The 16,481-nt window shown below is 68.6% G+C and carries 14 protein-coding genes; 11 read left to right on the forward strand and 3 right to left on the reverse strand.

Annotated features, from left to right (window positions below; translation table 11 throughout):
• Positions 1-3: 3 nt before the first annotated feature.
• Positions 4-723, reverse strand: a complete 720-nt coding sequence (locus tag BW733_RS10005; RefSeq protein WP_077350147.1) for a FadR/GntR family transcriptional regulator — start codon at positions 721-723, stop codon at positions 4-6.
• 150 nt (positions 724-873) lie between these two features.
• On the opposite strand from BW733_RS10005, the gene BW733_RS10010 reads away from it, so the two are divergent.
• The 7 genes from BW733_RS10010 (at position 874) to BW733_RS10040 (ending at position 8,953) form a co-directional block, all read left to right on the forward strand.
• The gene (locus tag BW733_RS10010) at positions 874-2,454 is read left to right on the forward strand and encodes an ABC transporter substrate-binding protein (RefSeq protein WP_237268150.1); all 1,581 of its coding nucleotides are present in this window, start codon (positions 874-876) and stop codon (positions 2,452-2,454) included.
• Positions 2,455-2,574: 120 nt separating this feature from the next.
• Positions 2,575-3,540, forward strand: a complete 966-nt coding sequence (locus BW733_RS10015) for an ABC transporter permease (RefSeq protein WP_077350151.1) — start codon at positions 2,575-2,577, stop codon at positions 3,538-3,540.
• Positions 3,540-5,615: a dipeptide/oligopeptide/nickel ABC transporter permease/ATP-binding protein gene (locus BW733_RS10020; RefSeq protein WP_077350153.1), complete on the forward strand. Its 2,076-nt coding sequence runs from the start codon at positions 3,540-3,542 to the stop codon at positions 5,613-5,615. The genes BW733_RS10015 and BW733_RS10020 overlap by 1 nt, the downstream gene beginning before the upstream one ends.
• On the forward strand, positions 5,612-6,397 hold the full coding sequence (locus BW733_RS10025) for an ATP-binding cassette domain-containing protein (RefSeq protein ID WP_077350155.1): 786 nt from the start codon (positions 5,612-5,614) through the stop codon (positions 6,395-6,397). The genes BW733_RS10020 and BW733_RS10025 overlap by 4 nt, the downstream gene beginning before the upstream one ends.
• 24 nt (positions 6,398-6,421) lie before the next feature.
• Positions 6,422-7,339, forward strand: coding sequence for a dihydrodipicolinate synthase family protein (locus BW733_RS10030; protein WP_077350157.1), 918 nt, complete (start codon positions 6,422-6,424; stop codon positions 7,337-7,339).
• Entirely contained in the window at positions 7,336-8,277 is a 942-nt protein-coding gene (locus tag BW733_RS10035; RefSeq protein WP_077350159.1) for an ROK family protein, read from the forward strand. Before BW733_RS10030 ends, BW733_RS10035 begins: the two co-directional genes overlap by 4 nt.
• Positions 8,270-8,953, forward strand: coding sequence for an N-acetylmannosamine-6-phosphate 2-epimerase (locus BW733_RS10040; RefSeq protein WP_077350161.1), 684 nt, complete (start codon positions 8,270-8,272; stop codon positions 8,951-8,953). The genes BW733_RS10035 and BW733_RS10040 overlap by 8 nt, the downstream gene beginning before the upstream one ends.
• 204 nt (positions 8,954-9,157) lie before the next feature.
• Here the strand turns inward: BW733_RS10040 and BW733_RS10045 are convergent, their stop codons facing one another.
• Positions 9,158-9,970 (reverse strand): DUF2231 domain-containing protein, encoded by an 813-nt coding sequence (locus BW733_RS10045; protein ID WP_077350163.1) that lies wholly within the window; start codon positions 9,968-9,970, stop codon positions 9,158-9,160.
• Positions 9,971-10,169: 199 nt separating this feature from the next.
• On the opposite strand from BW733_RS10045, the gene BW733_RS10050 reads away from it, so the two are divergent.
• Positions 10,170-10,784 (forward strand): beta/alpha barrel domain-containing protein, encoded by a 615-nt coding sequence (locus BW733_RS10050; protein ID WP_077350165.1) that lies wholly within the window; start codon positions 10,170-10,172, stop codon positions 10,782-10,784.
• 342 nt (positions 10,785-11,126) lie between these two features.
• Here the strand turns inward: BW733_RS10050 and BW733_RS10055 are convergent, their stop codons facing one another.
• The gene (locus tag BW733_RS10055; protein WP_152024653.1) at positions 11,127-12,407 is read right to left on the reverse strand and encodes a carboxypeptidase-like regulatory domain-containing protein; all 1,281 of its coding nucleotides are present in this window, start codon (positions 12,405-12,407) and stop codon (positions 11,127-11,129) included.
• Positions 12,408-12,638: 231 nt separating this feature from the next.
• Here BW733_RS10055 and BW733_RS10060 point away from each other — a divergent pair, with 231 nt between their 5' ends.
• The 3 genes from BW733_RS10060 to BW733_RS10070 all read left to right on the forward strand — a co-directional run bounded on the left by BW733_RS10060 (position 12,639) and on the right by BW733_RS10070 (position 16,269).
• On the forward strand, positions 12,639-13,784 hold the full coding sequence (locus BW733_RS10060) for an SH3 domain-containing protein (protein ID WP_152024654.1): 1,146 nt from the start codon (positions 12,639-12,641) through the stop codon (positions 13,782-13,784).
• A gap of 150 nt (positions 13,785-13,934) precedes the next feature.
• On the forward strand, positions 13,935-15,608 hold the full coding sequence (gene pgi / locus BW733_RS10065) for a glucose-6-phosphate isomerase (protein WP_077350171.1): 1,674 nt from the start codon (positions 13,935-13,937) through the stop codon (positions 15,606-15,608).
• Entirely contained in the window at positions 15,601-16,269 is a 669-nt protein-coding gene (locus BW733_RS10070) for a SanA/YdcF family protein (RefSeq protein WP_077350173.1), read from the forward strand. Before pgi ends, BW733_RS10070 begins: the two co-directional genes overlap by 8 nt.
• The last annotated feature ends 212 nt before the right edge of the window (positions 16,270-16,481 follow it).

The raw sequence follows: 16,481 nt of genomic DNA on the forward strand, positions 1-16,481 counted from the left end.
TTGTCAGCCGGCGACAGCAGCGCCGGTGGTCGAGTCGAGCACGCGCAGCAGCGGCGCGTAATGGGCCTGGACGGCGTCGCGGTAGGCCTCAAGGTCGCCGGACTTCGCGGCGTCGAGCATGTCCTGGTGCGCGCGGACAGTGTCTGCCATGTCACGCGGGGTCGGGACGCCGAGCCTCGGGCCGACAAGCGTGTACACGTCCCAGAAGGCCGCGACCAACTGTCCGTAGAGCTCATTGCCGATCAAACCGGCGATGGTCAGGTGGAACTCCCGATCCTCAGACGCGAAATTCTCTCCTCGCTCACCGCGATTGGCCATTTCGACACAAACATCGCTCAACTCGGGGGTCTCGCGACCTTCCAACTGCTCCACGACTTGGGGCGCAATGGCCAGATCGAGGGCTAGCCGAACCTCCACGACCTGCCTGAGGGTCTCGAAATCCTTACCCGGCAGGACCACCCCCTTGAAGGTCAGTCCCTCGACAAGCGGACGCAGCGACATCTCGCCAACGAACATGCCGGTGCCATGACGCACCTCGATGATGTCGAGCGTAGCCAGAGTGCGAATGGCCTCCCGCAGATTTGCCCGCGAGACGTCGAGCAACTCCGCGAGTTGGACCTCTGTCGGCATCGGATCTCCTGGCTTGAGCCCCTTCGAGATGATGAGTTCCTTGACCGCGTCGATGCTGGCTCGGAGCCTCTGGGGCTCACGAACTTTCGTCATTTCGCCTCCCTGATGTTGACTGACCGTCTGATTGTGGCAGAGTATCGGACATCAGATGTCTGATAACCCAGAGTTTTTACACGTCTAGGAGACTCAATGACGAATCCCACCTCGGTGCCCCGACGGGATATTTTCAAGTTTGCTGGTGCCATGGGTGCCGCAGCCGCCTTCACCGCGACGCTGTCGGCATGTGGCAAGCAGGACCCGATCACCAACACTAGCTCCGCACCCACCGGTGCCGCGAGCACCGGCACCTCCGCGGCGCCTGCGGGTTCCGACGGCACCATCATCGCCGCCATCTCGTACGAGCTCGGCACCAACGGCTACGACCCGATGACCACGACCGCAGCCCTCACCCAGGCCGTGAACTGGCACACCCTCGAGGGCCTCACCGAGCTCAACCCCGCAACCCGCGAGGTCTCTGCGGCCCTCGGCGCGGACATGCCGAAGGAGGTCGACGAGACGACCTACGAGGTCGCCCTGCGCGACGGTGCCGTGTTCCACGACGGCACCCCGGTTACCGCCGACGACGTCGTCTTCTCGTTCGAGCGCGTGCTTAACCCCGACAACCAGTCGCTGTTCGCCTCCTTCATCCCGTTCATCGACTCGGTGACCAAGAAGGACGACAAGACCGTCACCGTGAAGCTGAAGTTCCCCTTCTCGCTGGTGCCCGAGCGTCTCTCCGTCGTCAAGATCGTCCCGAAGGCCGCCGTCGAGAAGGACGCGAAGGCGTTCGACCTCAACCCCGTCGGCACCGGCCCGTGGAAGATGACCGACAACGGAGCCAGCTCCCAGCAGGTCGTCTTCGAGCGCAACGACGACTACACCGGCCCGCATCCGGCAAAGGCCAAGTCGATGACCTGGCAGATCATCCCCGACGACTCGACCCGCACCAACGCGCTGAGCTCCGACACCGTCCAGGCGATCGACACCGTCCCCGCCGCCAACCTGGCGACCCTCTCGCAGACCAAGTCGGTCGCGGCCGAGCAGGGCTTCGGCCTGCTCTTCGCCATGTTCAACTGTGGCCTCGCCCCGATGGACGATGTGCGCAACCGTCAGGGCGTCATGTATGCCCTCGACTACGAGAAGATCTGCAAGGTCGGCATGTCCGACCTCGCCACGCCCGCCACCAGCTACCTGCAGAAGGAGCACCCCTCCTACAACCAGGCGAAGGTGCAGTACGTCGGCCAGATGGAGAAGGCGAAGGAGCTCTTCGCCGAGACTGGCCTCAAGGCCGTGCGCGTGCTCGCCTCCGACCACGGCTGGTTCGCCGCCGTCCGCCCGATGATCAAGGAGTCGCTCGAAGCCGCAGGCCTGACCGTCACCTACGAGGAGAAGAAGTCCTCTGACGTGTACGCGACGATCGACTCCGACCCGAACGCGTTCGACATCGTGATCGCCCCCGGCGACCCCTCCGTCTTCGGCGACGACGCAGACCTGCTGCTGCGCTGGTGGTACACCGGTGACACCTGGACCGACGCCCGCATGCACTGGAAGGGCCAGGACTCCTACAACAAGGTGCAGGAGCTGCTCGACACGGCAGCCAAGTCGACCGGAGACGACCAGAAGAAGGCCTGGTTCGAGATCTTCGACGTCGTGAGCGAGGCCGTCCCGATGTACCCGATCTTCCACCGCAAGTCCCCGACCGCCTTCGACGCAGAGACCCTCCAGGGCTTCAAGCCGATCGCGGTGACCGGCCTCTCCTTCATCGACGTCGCGTCGACGAAGTAGTCAGCCACACCCTTCACCGGAACAGGGTGGCGCGCCCTGTCGTGCCACCCCGTTTCCATCCCAACTCTTCCCCCGGGGCCCAGCATCGCGCCCCGTCCCTCTCCCCAAGGAGAAACTGCAGTGTCCAACCTCCTCCGCTTGCTCGGCCGGCGCCTCGTCGCGCTGCCGATCATGGTGCTGGGTGTCACGCTGCTGGTGTTCGTCGTCATGTCGTTCTCCAGCGCTGACCCGGCGCGTCTAGCTCTCGGCGAGAGTGCCTCCGCCGAGGCCCTCCAGGCCTACCGTGAGACACACGGCCTCAACGATCCGCTCCTCGTGCGCTACGGCCGCTACCTCGCCGGACTCGTCCAGGGTGACCTCGGCGAGTCGTTCACCGGGGTGCCGATCTCGCAACTCGTCGGCCAGAACTTCCCCGTGACACTGCAGATCACCTTCGTCGGCCTGCTGATGGGCGTCGTGCTCGCCCTCGTGCTCGGAGTCGTGGCCGCCCTCTACCGGGACCGCTGGCCCGACCAGGTCATCCGCATCTTCTCGATCGCAAGCCTCGCCACCCCGTCGTTCTGGCTCGCGCTGCTGCTGATCCAGGCCTTCGGGAATGTTCCGGGCGGCACCTACACGTTCCCCGCAGTGGTCACCGAATGGGTGAAGTTCAGCCAGAATCCCGGCGGCTGGGCGACCCAGATCTTCCTTCCAGCCCTCGCCTGCGCCATCCCGCTCAGCGGATCGCTGACCCGCGTCGTGCGCACCTCGATGGTGGAGGAGCTCGACCGCGACTACGCCCGCACCGCGATCGGGGCAGGCGTCCCCCGCGGCGAGGTCGTCGCCCGCAACGTCCTGCACAACGCCCTGATCACCCCGCTCACCGTGCTCGGCCTCAGGATCGGCTACATGATGGGTGGCGCCGTCGTCATCGAGATGATCTTCAACATCCAGGGCATGGGCCAGCTGATCTTCCAGGGCATCTCCCGCAATGACGTCAACATCGTCCAGGGCGTGACGATCACCATCGCCATCGCGTTCATTCTGATCAACATGCTCGTCGACCTGCTGTACGTCCTGGTCAACCCGCGAATCAGGAGCATCTGATGCTGTCGTCTGAATCCCGCAAGAAGCTGACCTCGCAGGCAGGCCTCCGGTTCCAGGGCTTCAAGGCCCTCCCGATCGGGTCCAAGATTTCCATCGTCGTCCTGACCCTGCTCGCCCTCCTCGCGATCTTCGCACCCCTCATCACCGCCTACGGCCCCGGAGACAGCGGCCTTGTTCCTCCCGACATGGTCGTGGAGCAGGAGATCACCATCGAGGGCGTCGGCACGACCGTCGTGCCGGACAACTCGATCGCTCCCAACTCCCAGTTCTGGTTCGGCACCGACGACAAGGGACGCGACCTCTTCACCCGGGTCATCTACGGCACCCGCGTCTCGCTGGTGGTCGGCCTCGCCGCCACGGCGCTCGCCCTCGTGGTCGCCGCCGTCCTCGGCTCGATCGCAGCGACCGCGAACAAGGTCGTCTCCGAGGTGCTGATGCGCATCCTCGACATCATCATGAGCTTCCCCGGCATCGCGCTGGCGGCGGTGATGGTGACTGCGCTCTCCTCGAGACTGCCGATCCTGCCCGTCGTGATCATCTCGATCGCCTTCCTGTACGTGCCGCAGCTCACCCGCGTGGTCCGAGCGAACGTGCTCGCCCAGTTCGGTGAGGACTACGTGTCGGCCTCGAAGGTGATGGGCGCAGGTACCCCCTGGATCCTGATCCGGCACGTCGCCCGCAACTGCCTCGCCCCGATCATGGTCTTCGCCACCGTGCTCGTCGCCGACGCGATCGTCTTCGAGGCGTCGCTGTCGTTCATCGGCTCCGGCATCACCTCGGTCAACACTCCGACCTGGGGCAACATGCTCAGCGAGGGCAAGGCCCTGCTGCTTTCGGGCCACTGGTGGGCGACCTTCTTCCCGGGGCTGTTCATCCTGATCACGACGCTCAGCCTGAACATCCTGTCCGAGGGCCTCACCGACTCGCTCGCGTCGCCGAAGATCAAGACCCGCGCCAACGTGCAGGCAGATGAGGACGCAGGAAAGGGCGCGGCCACCTCGATCGCCGAGTCCTACGCAACCCAGACCGCAGCGCTCGACCGTCGTCTCGACGACCTGCGGGTCGCCGAGCTCGCCCGCGACGACCGGCTCGTGCTCCCCGCTCCCGACGCCGAACCGCTGCTCGATGTGCGCAACCTCTCGATCTCGTTCCCCAGCGCCCACGGCGACGTCAAGATCGTCGACAACGTGTCCTTCTCGGTGCGCCCCGGCGCGACGATGGGTCTGGTCGGCGAGTCGGGCTGCGGCAAGTCGATCACCGCGATGGCGATCATGGGGCTGCTGCCGCCGTCGGCGAAGTTCGAAGGCTCGATCATGTTCGAGGGCCGCGACTTGCTCAAGCTCAGCGAGAAGGAACGCAACGCGCTCCGCGGCCACGAGATGAGCATGGTCTACCAGGATGCGCTCAGCTCGCTGAACCCGTCGATGCTGATCCGCGCCCAGATGAAGCAGCTCACCAAGCGCGGTGGGCAGCGCACCGCGGAGGAACTGCTCACCCTCGTGGGCCTCGACCCCGTCCGCACGCTGAAGTCGTACCCGCACGAGCTCTCCGGGGGCCAGCGTCAGCGCGTGCTGATCGCCATGGCGCTGACCCGCAACCCGCGTCTCGTGATCGCCGACGAGCCGACCACGGCCCTCGACGTCACCGTCCAGGCCCAGGTCGTCGACCTGCTCAACGACCTGCGCGAGAAGCTTGGCTTCTCGATGGTGTTCGTCTCCCATGACCTCGCCCTCGTGGCGAAGGTCGCCCACCGGATCACCGTCATGTACGCGGGCCAGGTCGTGGAGCAGGCCACCACGAGCGAACTGCTGACCAACCCGATCCACGAGTACACCCGCGGCCTTCTCGGTGCGGTCCTCTCCATCGAGGAGGGACACGGGCGGCTGCACCAGGTGCCCGGCGTCGTGCCCTCGCCGCGCGAGTTCGTCGCGGGCGACCGGTTCGCCCCGCGCTCCTCGCACCCGAATGTCGGCCTCGACGAGAAGCCGACCCTTCGCAAGGTCGACGGCGTCGACCACGTCTACGCACGCACAGACGCCCTCGTCTCCGTGCTCGCAGAGGAGGAGCAGCGATGACCACCCCAGTGATCGAACTCAGCGACGTCCACGTCGTGCACAAGGCCCGCACAGGCAAGCTGTTCCGCCCCGACAGGGTGCACGCCGTCAACGGTGTGAGCGTCTCCGTCAGCAAGGGCGAGACGCTCGGACTGGTCGGCGAGTCCGGCTGCGGCAAGTCGACGCTCGCCCGCGTCATGGTCGGCCTGCAGCCGGTCACCTCCGGCTCCATCCGCCACCTCGGCAAGGAGATGAAGCTCAACGAACGCGGACGCAAGGAACTCGGCCGGGCAGTCTCGGTCGTCTTCCAGGACCCCGCAACGGCGCTCAACCCCCGCATGCTGGTGCGCGACACGCTGCTCGACCCGTTCCGTGTGCACGGAATCGGCAGCGAGAAGGAGCGCACCGCCCGGGTCCGGGAACTGCTCGACCTGGTCGGGCTGCCCCAGTCGGCGCTCGACGTGCTTCCCCGCCAGATCTCCGGCGGCCAGCGTCAACGGGTCGCGATCGCCCGCGCCCTCGCGCTGCGACCGGACGTGATCATCGCCGACGAGCCCACCTCAGCCCTTGACGTGTCGGTTCGCGCCCAGGTGCTCAACCTCCTCGTCGACCTCAAGGAGGAGCTCGGCCTCGGGCTGGTGTTCATCAGCCACGACATCAACACCGTCCGCTTCATCTCCGACCGCATGGCCGTGATGCTCGCCGGACAGATCGTCGAGACGGGTCCAGCCGACGAGGTCTTCAACAACCCCACCAACGACTACACACGCGCCCTGCTGAGCGCCGTGCCTTCACTTCTGTAACCCCGAATAGGAGCTCCACCCACCATGACTGACTTCCGAGGCGTCGTTCCTCCCGTCATCACCCCCATGAACCCGGACGGCTCGCTCGACCTCGAGGGCCTCGACCGCGTGGTCGACCACCTCATCGACGGCGGCATGCACGGGCTGTTCATCCTCGGCTCCTGCGGCCAGGTCGCCTACCTCACCGACGCCGAGCGCGACGCCGTCGTCACCCGTGTCGTCGAGCGGGTCGCTGGTCGGGTCCCCGTGCAGGTCGGCACCCCCGACTTCACCGCCCGCCGCATGTCCGAGAGCGCCCGCCGCGCCCAGGAACTCGGCGCGGACGCCGTCGTCGTGTCGGCACCGGTCTACGCGCTCAACGACGAGGCCGAGATCGAGCGCCACCTGCGCATCGTCGCCGACTCCGTCGACATCCCCGTGTTCGCCTACGACGTGCCCGTCCGCGTGCACACCAAGCTCGGCCGCGACCTGCTGATCAACCTCGGCAAGGACGGCGTGCTCACGGGCGTCAAGGACTCATCCGGTGACGACGTCGCCTTCCGACGCCTCGTCGCCGCCAACGGCCTCGCGGGGCACCCACTGCAGCTGCTGACGGGCCACGAGGTCATGGTCGACGGCATGCTGCTGCTCGGTGCCGACGGCGCCGTCCCCGGGCTCGCCAACGTCGACCCCGCAGGCTACCGCCGACTCTGGGACGCCGCGCAGGCCGGCGACTGGGCCGCAGCCCGCGCCGAACAGGACCGCCTCGCCGAGCTGTTCGAGATCGTGTTCGTGCCCACCGGTCGCTCCGGTGACGCCGGCGGCATCGGAGCCTTCAAGGCCGCGGCGGCGAGCCTCGGCATCATCGACTCCGCCGCGATGCCCTCGCCGCTCGAGGGGCTGACCCCGGCCGACGTCGAGCAGATCGACGAGATCCTCACGAAGGTGGGACTGCTGGCATGAGCCACGCCATCGGCGTCGACCTGGGCGGCACCAAGACCGCCGCCGCCCTTGTCGGCGACGACGGCAGCCTCGGCGAGATCATCACGGCACCCACGCCGTCCTCGACCGGGCCGGACGCTGTGCTCGACACCGTCGCGGCCCTGGTCGGGCGGCTCTGGCGCGACGACGTGGTCGGCCTCGGAGTGGGGACCGCCGGGGTCGTCGACGCGACCCGCGGCACCATCATCTCCGCCACCGAGACGTTCTCCTTGTGGGTGGGTACCGACCTGCTAGCCGGGCTGCGCTCCCGGCTCGGGCTCGGCGCAGACACGCCTATCGAGATCCGCAACGATGTCGACGCCCACGCCCTCGGCGAGCACTGGCTCGGCGCGGGCCAGGGGCACGAGTCGATGCTGATGGTCGCCGTCGGCACCGGGGTCGGCGGGGCGGTGATCGTCGACGGCGCCCTGCGAACGGGGGCCCATCACGTCGCGGGGGAGATGGGCCACGTGCCCACCCCGGGCGCGGACGACCTGCGCTGCGCCTGCGGAAGGCTCGGCCACCTCGAGGCCATCGCCGCTGGCCCCGCCATCGAACGCCGCTACGCCGCGCTCAGCGGAGCCGCACTGTCGGGCCGCGAGATTATGGCCCGCGCGGAGTCAGGGGAGCTGGCCGCGCTCGAGGTCGTCCAGGGTGCGGCCGTCGGCCTCGCGAAGGCGATCTGCGGCCTCGTCACCGTGCTCGACCCCGGCTGCGTCGTCGTCGGTGGGGGAGTGGCGCTCGCCGGTGAGGTCTGGTGGAACCCCCTTCTGGTCACCTGTCGCGCCGACCTGATCGACGCGCTCGCCGACATCGATATCCTGCCTGCACGGCTTGGCACCTCCGCTGCGCTGCTCGGGGCGGCGCGCACCGTCTTTGACGCCAGCGACATCGACCAACCTAGGAGAAGTCATGAATGAACTGCTGAACTCCCTCAAGGGACGCCTCATCGTGTCCTGCCAGGCCTACCCTGGCGAGCCGATGCTCGATCCCAGGACGATGGCCCAGGTCGCCCAGGCCGCCGTCGCGGGCGGCGCTGCGGCGATCCGCGCAAAGGGCCTCGACGACCTGCGTGCGATCCGGGCGGAGGTCGAGGTGCCGGTGATCGGGCTGGTGAAGGTCGGCAAGTCCGACGTCTACATCACCCCGACCCTGCACGACGCATTCCAGGTCGCCGAGACCGGCGTCGACATCGTCGCGATCGACGGCACCCGTCGGGAGCGACCCGACGAGCGCACGCTCGCCGAGACCGTGCTGGGGATCAAGGAGCGCTTCCCCGAGATCCTCGTCATGGCCGATTGTGGTTCGCTCGGCGACGCGGAGGCCGCGATCGAGGCGGGCGTCGACATCCTCGGCACCACGCTTGCCGGCTACTCGGGCGAGCGCGAGAAGACCGAAGGCCCGGACTGGGAGGTCGTCGACCAGCTCGTGCGGCTCGATCGGCTCCCCGTCTTCGTCGAGGGCCGCGTCCACACCCCCGAGCAGGCGGCCGAGGCCATGCGCCGCGGCGCCTGGGCGGTCGTCGTCGGCACCGCAATCACGCACCCGACCAGCATCACCGGCTGGTTCGCGAAGGCTGTCGACGAGGCCAACTGATCTGGGGTCGGGTCCTGACTTGAGCACTTTTCCGGGTTCGTTGTGTCCAGACGGTCGTTTGCATGTTCCAGTCGGCAACGAGACCCGATAAGTGCTCAAGATGACACCTGACCAGCGCTGACATCCGGCGGTCCCGCTCCTGCGGGGCCGCCGTCGTCGCTCACTGGCACGACGCGCTCGCTCGGCGCGGGCCCGTCGGCCGGCTCAGCCGACCAGGGGGCCGAGCACCATGCTGGCCAGCTGATCGTTGGGGCGCTCCTGGTCGCTGTGCTGCCCCCGGAAGGCGGCGCTGGCGTCGGTGCCGCAGAGGCCGAGAATGCGATCCTCTCCGCCCGGGTGCAGCGCGATCCACTGGGTCAGGTCGTAGACGTTGCCGTCGACGGCGGCCCAGCAGCTCTCCCGCGTCGCATGCTGGGCGACGTCGTCCATCGTGTAACCGGTCGGCTGCGACGGCGTCGGGCTCGCCTGAGCAGAGGTTCCGGCCGTCGGCGTCGCCGTGGCGGCCGGGCTGTCTGCGGGGCTCGCGGCGGGTCCGGGCTCGGCTTCCTCGCTCGTCGTCGGCTGCGGTGTCTGGGTCGCCACCACGTCGGACCAGGCGGCGGTGGCGCCGGAGTGGCCGACCAGGCCGGTCAGCACGATGATCCCGACGGAGCCGAGGGCGACGACCCAGCCGAGTCCCTGCTGGGCGCCGGTCGGCTCCTCGGATTTCCGGGTCCACAACAGCCAGCCGCCCGCGACGACAAGGAACACAAGCGACGAGATCACGAGGCTCACGCCGTAGGTCTGGTGCGTCGCGGGGATTCCGACGCGCTCGCCGAGCGCGTTGCCCGACAGCATCGCGGCGACGGTGCCGAGGGAGCCGATCGCGAGCAGCACGAGCACCGGCATCGCGAACCGGCTGCGCCATGCGGGCCGGAACGCCAGCAGGATGAGTGCGACCGCGACGAGTGGCAGCAGCACGACGGGCGCATGCACCACGAGGGGATGGACGGGCAGGCCGAGGATCGTGTCGAACATGGCCCAAGCGTAGGTGAATATTCAAGCAAAACCCGGTGTCGGAGCGAATCGTGACTCAATCGTTGCCCTCGGAGCTGAGCCGATTTCCGGGTTCGTTGCACGTTGTGCTCGTTCATATCCGCCCGCGGCGCAACGAACCCGGAACAGTGCTCAAGGTCCCACGTTCGCCAAGCGGCGGAGCGGTCGGCAAGATGGACCCATGAGTTCCGAGTTCCGCCTGAACGGGCTGATCGTCTGCCTGCCCGACGCCGCCGTCGACGACTACGTGGGAGTGATCGAGACGCTGATCCAGGAGGGGCTGACGACCTTCGCGCTCCCAGCGACGGCGCAGGACTTCTCCGAGGTGCTCGGCATCTTCGGCGCCCGCGCCACCTTCGGGGCGTACCGGGTGAGCGCTGTCGACCAGGTGTCCACCGTGATCGACGCGGGGGCGCGGTTCGTGTTCGCCGATGTCGACGGCGACCCGGTCGACGCCGCCGTCGAGCGCGGCGTCGCCTGCTACGCCGCCGCCATGACGCCGACCGAGGTCCGTCGCGTGCTCGACGGTCGTGCCACAGGTGCGCTGCTGTGGCCCGCCGACGTCGTGGGCCATGCGATCGGCGCGCGCTTCGCCGAGATCGGACTAGCCGAACGGGTGATCCCGCTCGGCGGCATCGGCGCCTACGCGGCGGGGGAGTGGCTGAAGTCGGGCTCCCCTGCCGTCTGCATCGACACGACGCTGATCGGGGACGCCTTCACCGGCGGATCGCTCGTCCAACTGCGCGACCGGTGCGGCTCGTTCGTGACCGTGCGGGACAAGCACGCCGCAGGGTGAGCCTGGAGCGCCCGCGCGACCCGGGCCCCGGGGCAGCGTCCCGCAGAGGTCGCGCCTTGGCCCGGTCGGGGCGATGTGCGCGGCGAGCTCAGTCGGTCGCAGTAGTGCCCGTCATGACGGCGTCTCGAGCAGTTGGCCGGTCGGCCGGGCTCGCGCCCGGGGTGAGTCGTGCCCGGCGTGACGCGGGCCTCCGGGGCAGTGCCCGCCGGGGTCGAGCGTCGGCACGTCTGTGCGATGGTGTGGTGAGCGGCAGGCTCAATCGGCGGAAGTCGTACCCTTCATGACGGCGTCCCGAGCGATGGGCCCGCCGGGGGAGTCGCATCGTGGCCGGTCTCGAACCGGTCAGTCGGCGGGAAGTCCGCGTCGCGGTCTCGGTGGGGCCTCGAACGGTGCGGGATCGTCCTGCGCAGGGGCCTCGCCCCTGGCCCACTCGCTGTACGTGCGCGACGGCCCCGACCCGGCGGGCGGCGTCGGCTCGGAGGGGACGTCTGTCGTTGCATCGACGGGTGCGTCAGGTCGGCGGAGCCACTCGTCGTCGACGCTGTAGGACTCGGTGGGTTGGGCGAGCTCCAACTCCTCCTCCTCCACCGGCTCGTAGCGCTGCGTGGGCTCGTCGCCGTCCTCTGGGCCCACGATCAGTTCCTCATCGTCGAGGATCGCCAGCGCAACGGAGGAGCCGCGACGGCGGCGACCGAACACGGCGCGGGCGACCATCACCGTGAGCACGACAACGGCAACGGCCGAGACCCCGATCAGGGCGGCGAAGAACACGGTCATGGGCCCGGCGCCTGCCTGCGCCTCCACCGTTCCCGAGGCCGCAGGGGCCTCGGCCTCCTCGGTCGACGAGCGGCTGGCGGCTGGCGCCTGTGGCTCGGAGCCCGCGGTCGGCGTCGGTTCGGCCGACTCGGCGGGTGGCTCGGATGCCTGCTCCTCCTCGAGTTCCATGAAGGAGATCGGGATGCTCAGCCTGCTGCTCGCGTCGGACCCGTCGACCTGCACGGTCAACCGCAGCTCGCCGTCGGGCTGATCCTCTGGGATCGAGTACCAGGTGGAGAAGCCGCCCGAGTCGTTGGTGAGGGTGTAGGAGTCGGCGACCTCTCCGGACTCGTCTCCCACCGAGACGCCGACGCCCGCCGCGGGGTTGCCTTCGCCGTCGACGACCTTCCCGCTCAGTTCGACGACCTCGCCGTTGTGCGCGTCCTCAGGGCCGCCGACCGTGATCGTGAACGTGGGTGCCGGGGGAGCGGAGGTGGCAGGGGCTGCCGGGGTGCTGGACTCGTCGGCGACCGGAACCTCCGGCGCGGCCTGGGGGGCGTCGCCTTCGTCTCCACCGATAATGAAGTCCGAGGCGGTGGCGGCCGGGCCGGCCTGGCCGCGCCCGTTGAAGCGGACCATGACGGTGTGTCGCCCAGGAGCGAGCGGGGTGCCGAGGTTCGCGGAGATCGTGAAGGCGCCGTTGCCGCGGGTTCCGCTCCGCCCGACCTCAGCCCCGTCCACATGGGCGATGACCTCTTGCTGCTTGACCGGCTTGTCGCCGTCCATCAGCGTGCCGGTGACGGTCACCTGCGTGGCGGACGCGGAGACGCTGCCGATCTCAAGGCGCACATCATCAGCAGTCGCCACCGGGGCGAGCAACGCTGAGAGCGCAATGAGAAATGCCCCAAGAAAGCCGAGGCGAATCGAGCGTCGACGCATGATCTATCCGTCAGACCTTTCTATGCTGTGGGCAGAGACTAGCCCATGGCAACGGCCATGCGACAGGTACTCCCCGGGAGCGACGCGCGGGCGTTTGGTGATTGCCACCTGGCCGCGTACCCTGAGAGCACCTTAGATTTTCTCAGGAAGGTGTTCATGATGGCGGAAGCGAGGCGAGCAGCCCAGGTCGACGCGGAAACCGGCGAACAGGTGGCTGAACTCGGCACCGTCGCCCCCGCGCGTCGTGCAACCGGCGGCGTCGTTGCCCCGAAGACCGCGCTCAGGTTCGTCCTGGCCCCACTGGCGATCGTCTCGGTCGTCGGGTTGGCTGCCGGTCTGATGTTCCTTCCCCCGAGCGACGCGGCCAGCGACCACACCGACCCGAGCGGCTTCTCCACCGCGGCCCTCGGAACCTCCCGTGACCTTGCCCGGCCGAAGCTGTCGCCCAGCCCGTCGCCGAGCGCCTCACCCTCGGCGAAGGCCAGCCCGTCCGTCAGCCCCAGTGCTGTCGCGTCGACCCCGGCCGCCACCCCTGCGACGGCGACGCCGACCCCCACCCCGTCGCCTGCCGCAGCCGCGCCTGCGGTCGAGGCCACCCCGACGCCCACGCCCACGCCAACCCCCACCGTCGACTACGACGAACTGGGCGATAGCGCAGGCACCCAGTACGCCACCGGCACCGTCAACGTGCGCACCGGGCCGGGAAGGGACTTCGACACCCTCACGACCCTCTCGGAGGACGACGACGTCGCGGTCACCGACCGCGAGATCGAGGGATGGCGTCAGGTCATCATCCGCAAGGAGTCCGGCTGGGTCAGGGCCACCTTCCTGACCAAGGAGGAGCCGGCCGAACCCGCCACCACCTCGCGGTCGTCCAGGTCCACCGGCACGTCCTCGAGCGACTCGTCGGCCAGCTCGGATGACAGCTCGGACAGTGGGTTCTCCAGCGCCTCGTGCCCCAAGGCGGGCAACCTCGAGTCCAACGTCACGGCGCGCACTGCCAAGGTGCTGCGCGCGGTGTGCGCCAAGTTCGACGGTGTCAGCAGCTACGGCGGGTACCGGCCCGGCTCCGGCTCCTACCACGGCTCCGGCCGCGCCATCGACGTAATGGTCTCCGGTGAGTACGGCTGGGAGATCGCACGCTGGGCCCGCGCCAACGCCTCCGAGCTCGGCATCATCGAGGTCATCTACCAGCAGAAGATCTGGACCACCCAGCGCTCCGGCGACGGCTGGCGCAGCATGTCCGACCGTGGCAGCACCTCGGCGAACCACTACGACCACGTGCACCTGAGCATCGGCGGCTGACGCCCCGGGGTCCGGCGCCGACGTCCCGAGGCTGAGCGACGCCGACGCCGACGCCGACCGACCGCGCTTCTGCCAACCCGCTGACCCATCAACCCCTGTTCATCGAGGTTGCCTGGGCGTGCCGCGTGGGCGAGCCCTAGTCTTGGGGGCATGAACACTCCGGTTGATCCCACCACCACCGAAGCCTGGGCTGATCTGCAGACCCTGAAGGATGCGCTCGTCCCCGACCTGCGCGGCTGGTTCGAGGCCGACCCCCATCGGGCGGAAGAGCTGACCTTCGACCTCGCCGACCTGCGCGTCGACCTGTCCAAGAACCTGATCAACGAGGACGTCGTGGCCGCGCTGCTCCGCCTCGCCGATCAGGTCGGCCTGCCGGGACGCCGCGAGGCGATGTTCTCGGGCGAGAGGATCAACACCACCGAGAACCGGGCCGTGCTGCACACCGCGCTGCGGCTCCCCTCCGACGCCGAGCTGGTCGTCGACGGTCAGGACGTGGTCGCCGACGTGCACGCCGTCCAGGACAAGATGTTCGCCTTCGCGGAAAAGGTCCGCTCCGGGGAGTGGAAGGGCGTCACCGGAAAGCCCATCTCCACCGTGGTCAACATCGGCATCGGCGGTTCTGACCTCGGACCGGCCATGGTCTATGAGGCGCTGCTTCCGTACAAGCAGGACGGCCTGACCTGCCGCTTCGTATCCAACATCGATCCGAGCGACATCGCGGAGAAGGTCGCCGACCTCGACCCGACCACGACGCTGTTCATCGTCGCCTCCAAGACCTTCACCACGCTCGAGACTCTCACCAACGCCCGGATCGCGCGCGACTGGCTGCTGAATGCGCTCGTCGATGCCGGAGCGATCGAGGACACCGACGAGGCCCGCAAGGCGGCCATCGCCAAGCACTTCGTGGCCGTCTCGACGGCGTTGGACAAGGTAGCCGACTTCGGCATCGATCCGGACAACGCTTTCGGCTTCTGGGACTGGGTCGGGGGCCGCTACTCCGTCGCCTCCGCGGTCGGCCTGCCGGTCGTGATCGCGATCGGCCCCGACGGCTTCCGCGACCTCCTCTCCGGCTTCCACGCCGTCGACGAGCACTTCCGCACGGTCGCTCCCGAGGGCAACGTCCCGCTGCTGATGGGCATGCTCAACATCTGGTACGTCAACTTCTGGAACGCGCACAGCCATGCGGTGCTGCCTTACGCGCAGTACCTGCACCGCTTCCCTGCCTACCTGCAGCAGCTCACCATGGAGTCCAACGGCAAGTCGGTGCGCTGGGACGGCTCGAAGGTCACCACGGACACGGGCGAGATCTACTGGGGCGAGCCGGGAACCAACGGCCAGCACGCCTTCTACCAGCTGATCCACCAGGGCACCCGGCTGATCCCGGCCGACTTCATCGGCGTGGTCAACCCGGCGCACCCGATCAAGGACGGCGACACCGACGTGCACGGCCTCTTCATGGCCAACTTCTTCGCCCAGACGGCCGCGCTCGCGTTCGGCAAGACGGCTGACGAGGTGCGCGCCGAGGGCACCGACGAGGCTATCGTCCCTGCCCGGGTGTTCGCGGGCAACAAGCCGACCACGTCGATCCTCGCTCCGGTGCTTTCGCCGTCGGTGGTCGGCCAGCTGATCGCCCTGTATGAGCACATCACGTTCGTGGAGGGCATCGTCTGGGGTCTGGACTCGTTCGACCAGTGGGGCGTCGAGCTCGGCAAGAAGCTCGCCCTCGAGATCGCGCCCGCCGTCTTCGGTGACGCGGAGGCGCTCGCCAAGCAGGACCCGTCGACCCAGTCGCTCGTGAGCTGGTACCTCGAGAAGCGTGACTGACGGCCGCTCACGGCGACGCCGGTGGCTCAAGGCCGTCGGTGTCGCCGCGGCGGTGGCGCTGATTCCGGTCGCCGCCAGCTGGATCCATCTCGCCTCCGTGTCCGCGGGGCGCACGCACAGCGCGGACGACGTGCCGCAGCGCGGGGTCGGGATGGTGCTCGGTGCCAAGACCCATCCGGAGCGACCGTCGGCGTTCCTCGCCGCGCGCCTCGACGTGGCGCTCGAGCTGTTCAAGGCGGGCAAGATCAGGGCGATCCTCGTCACCGGCGACGGGCTGGAGCGGTCGAACTTCGAGACGAAGGTGATGCGCGAGTACCTCGTCGAGCGGGGAGTGCCGCCCGAGCAGATCGTCGAGGACCCCGCCGGGTTCGACACCTACGACTCGTGCGTGCGCGCCCGCGACGTCTTCGGGGTCACGGAGCTGACCGTGATCACGCAGGACTACCACGTGGGACGGGCGATCGCGATCTGCGAACTGGTCGGCGTTGACGCCGTCGGGGTCGGGGACACCACCATGCTCGGTCGCTTCCCGTACAACTGGGTCAAGGGCGCCAGTCGGGAGTGGGCGGCGAACCTGAAGGTCGAGTGGGACACCCTGACGAAGCGGCAGCCGCAACAGGATTCGTACGACCCGTCGCTGCTGGAGGCGGCCGGTCGCTGAGCCTCGACGGGGTCGCCGGGCCGGCAAGGAGACGGGCCTGCCAGCTTCCGGACGTGGGATGGCGCGGAGGCAATGCCTGCATCTATGAGCGCACCTTCGCGCTGACCTGCGGGGGTGGTCGTCGTGCCGCTGCTTGACGCCGTCGCGGATCGCCTGCGACTTGAGAGGAGCGAGGTCCTCGACGTCGGCTCCGGAACCGGGCGGCTGGCCGC

It is taken from the genome of Tessaracoccus flavescens, from assembly GCF_001998865.1.
GTDB lineage: Bacteria > Actinomycetota > Actinomycetes > Propionibacteriales > Propionibacteriaceae > Arachnia > Arachnia flavescens.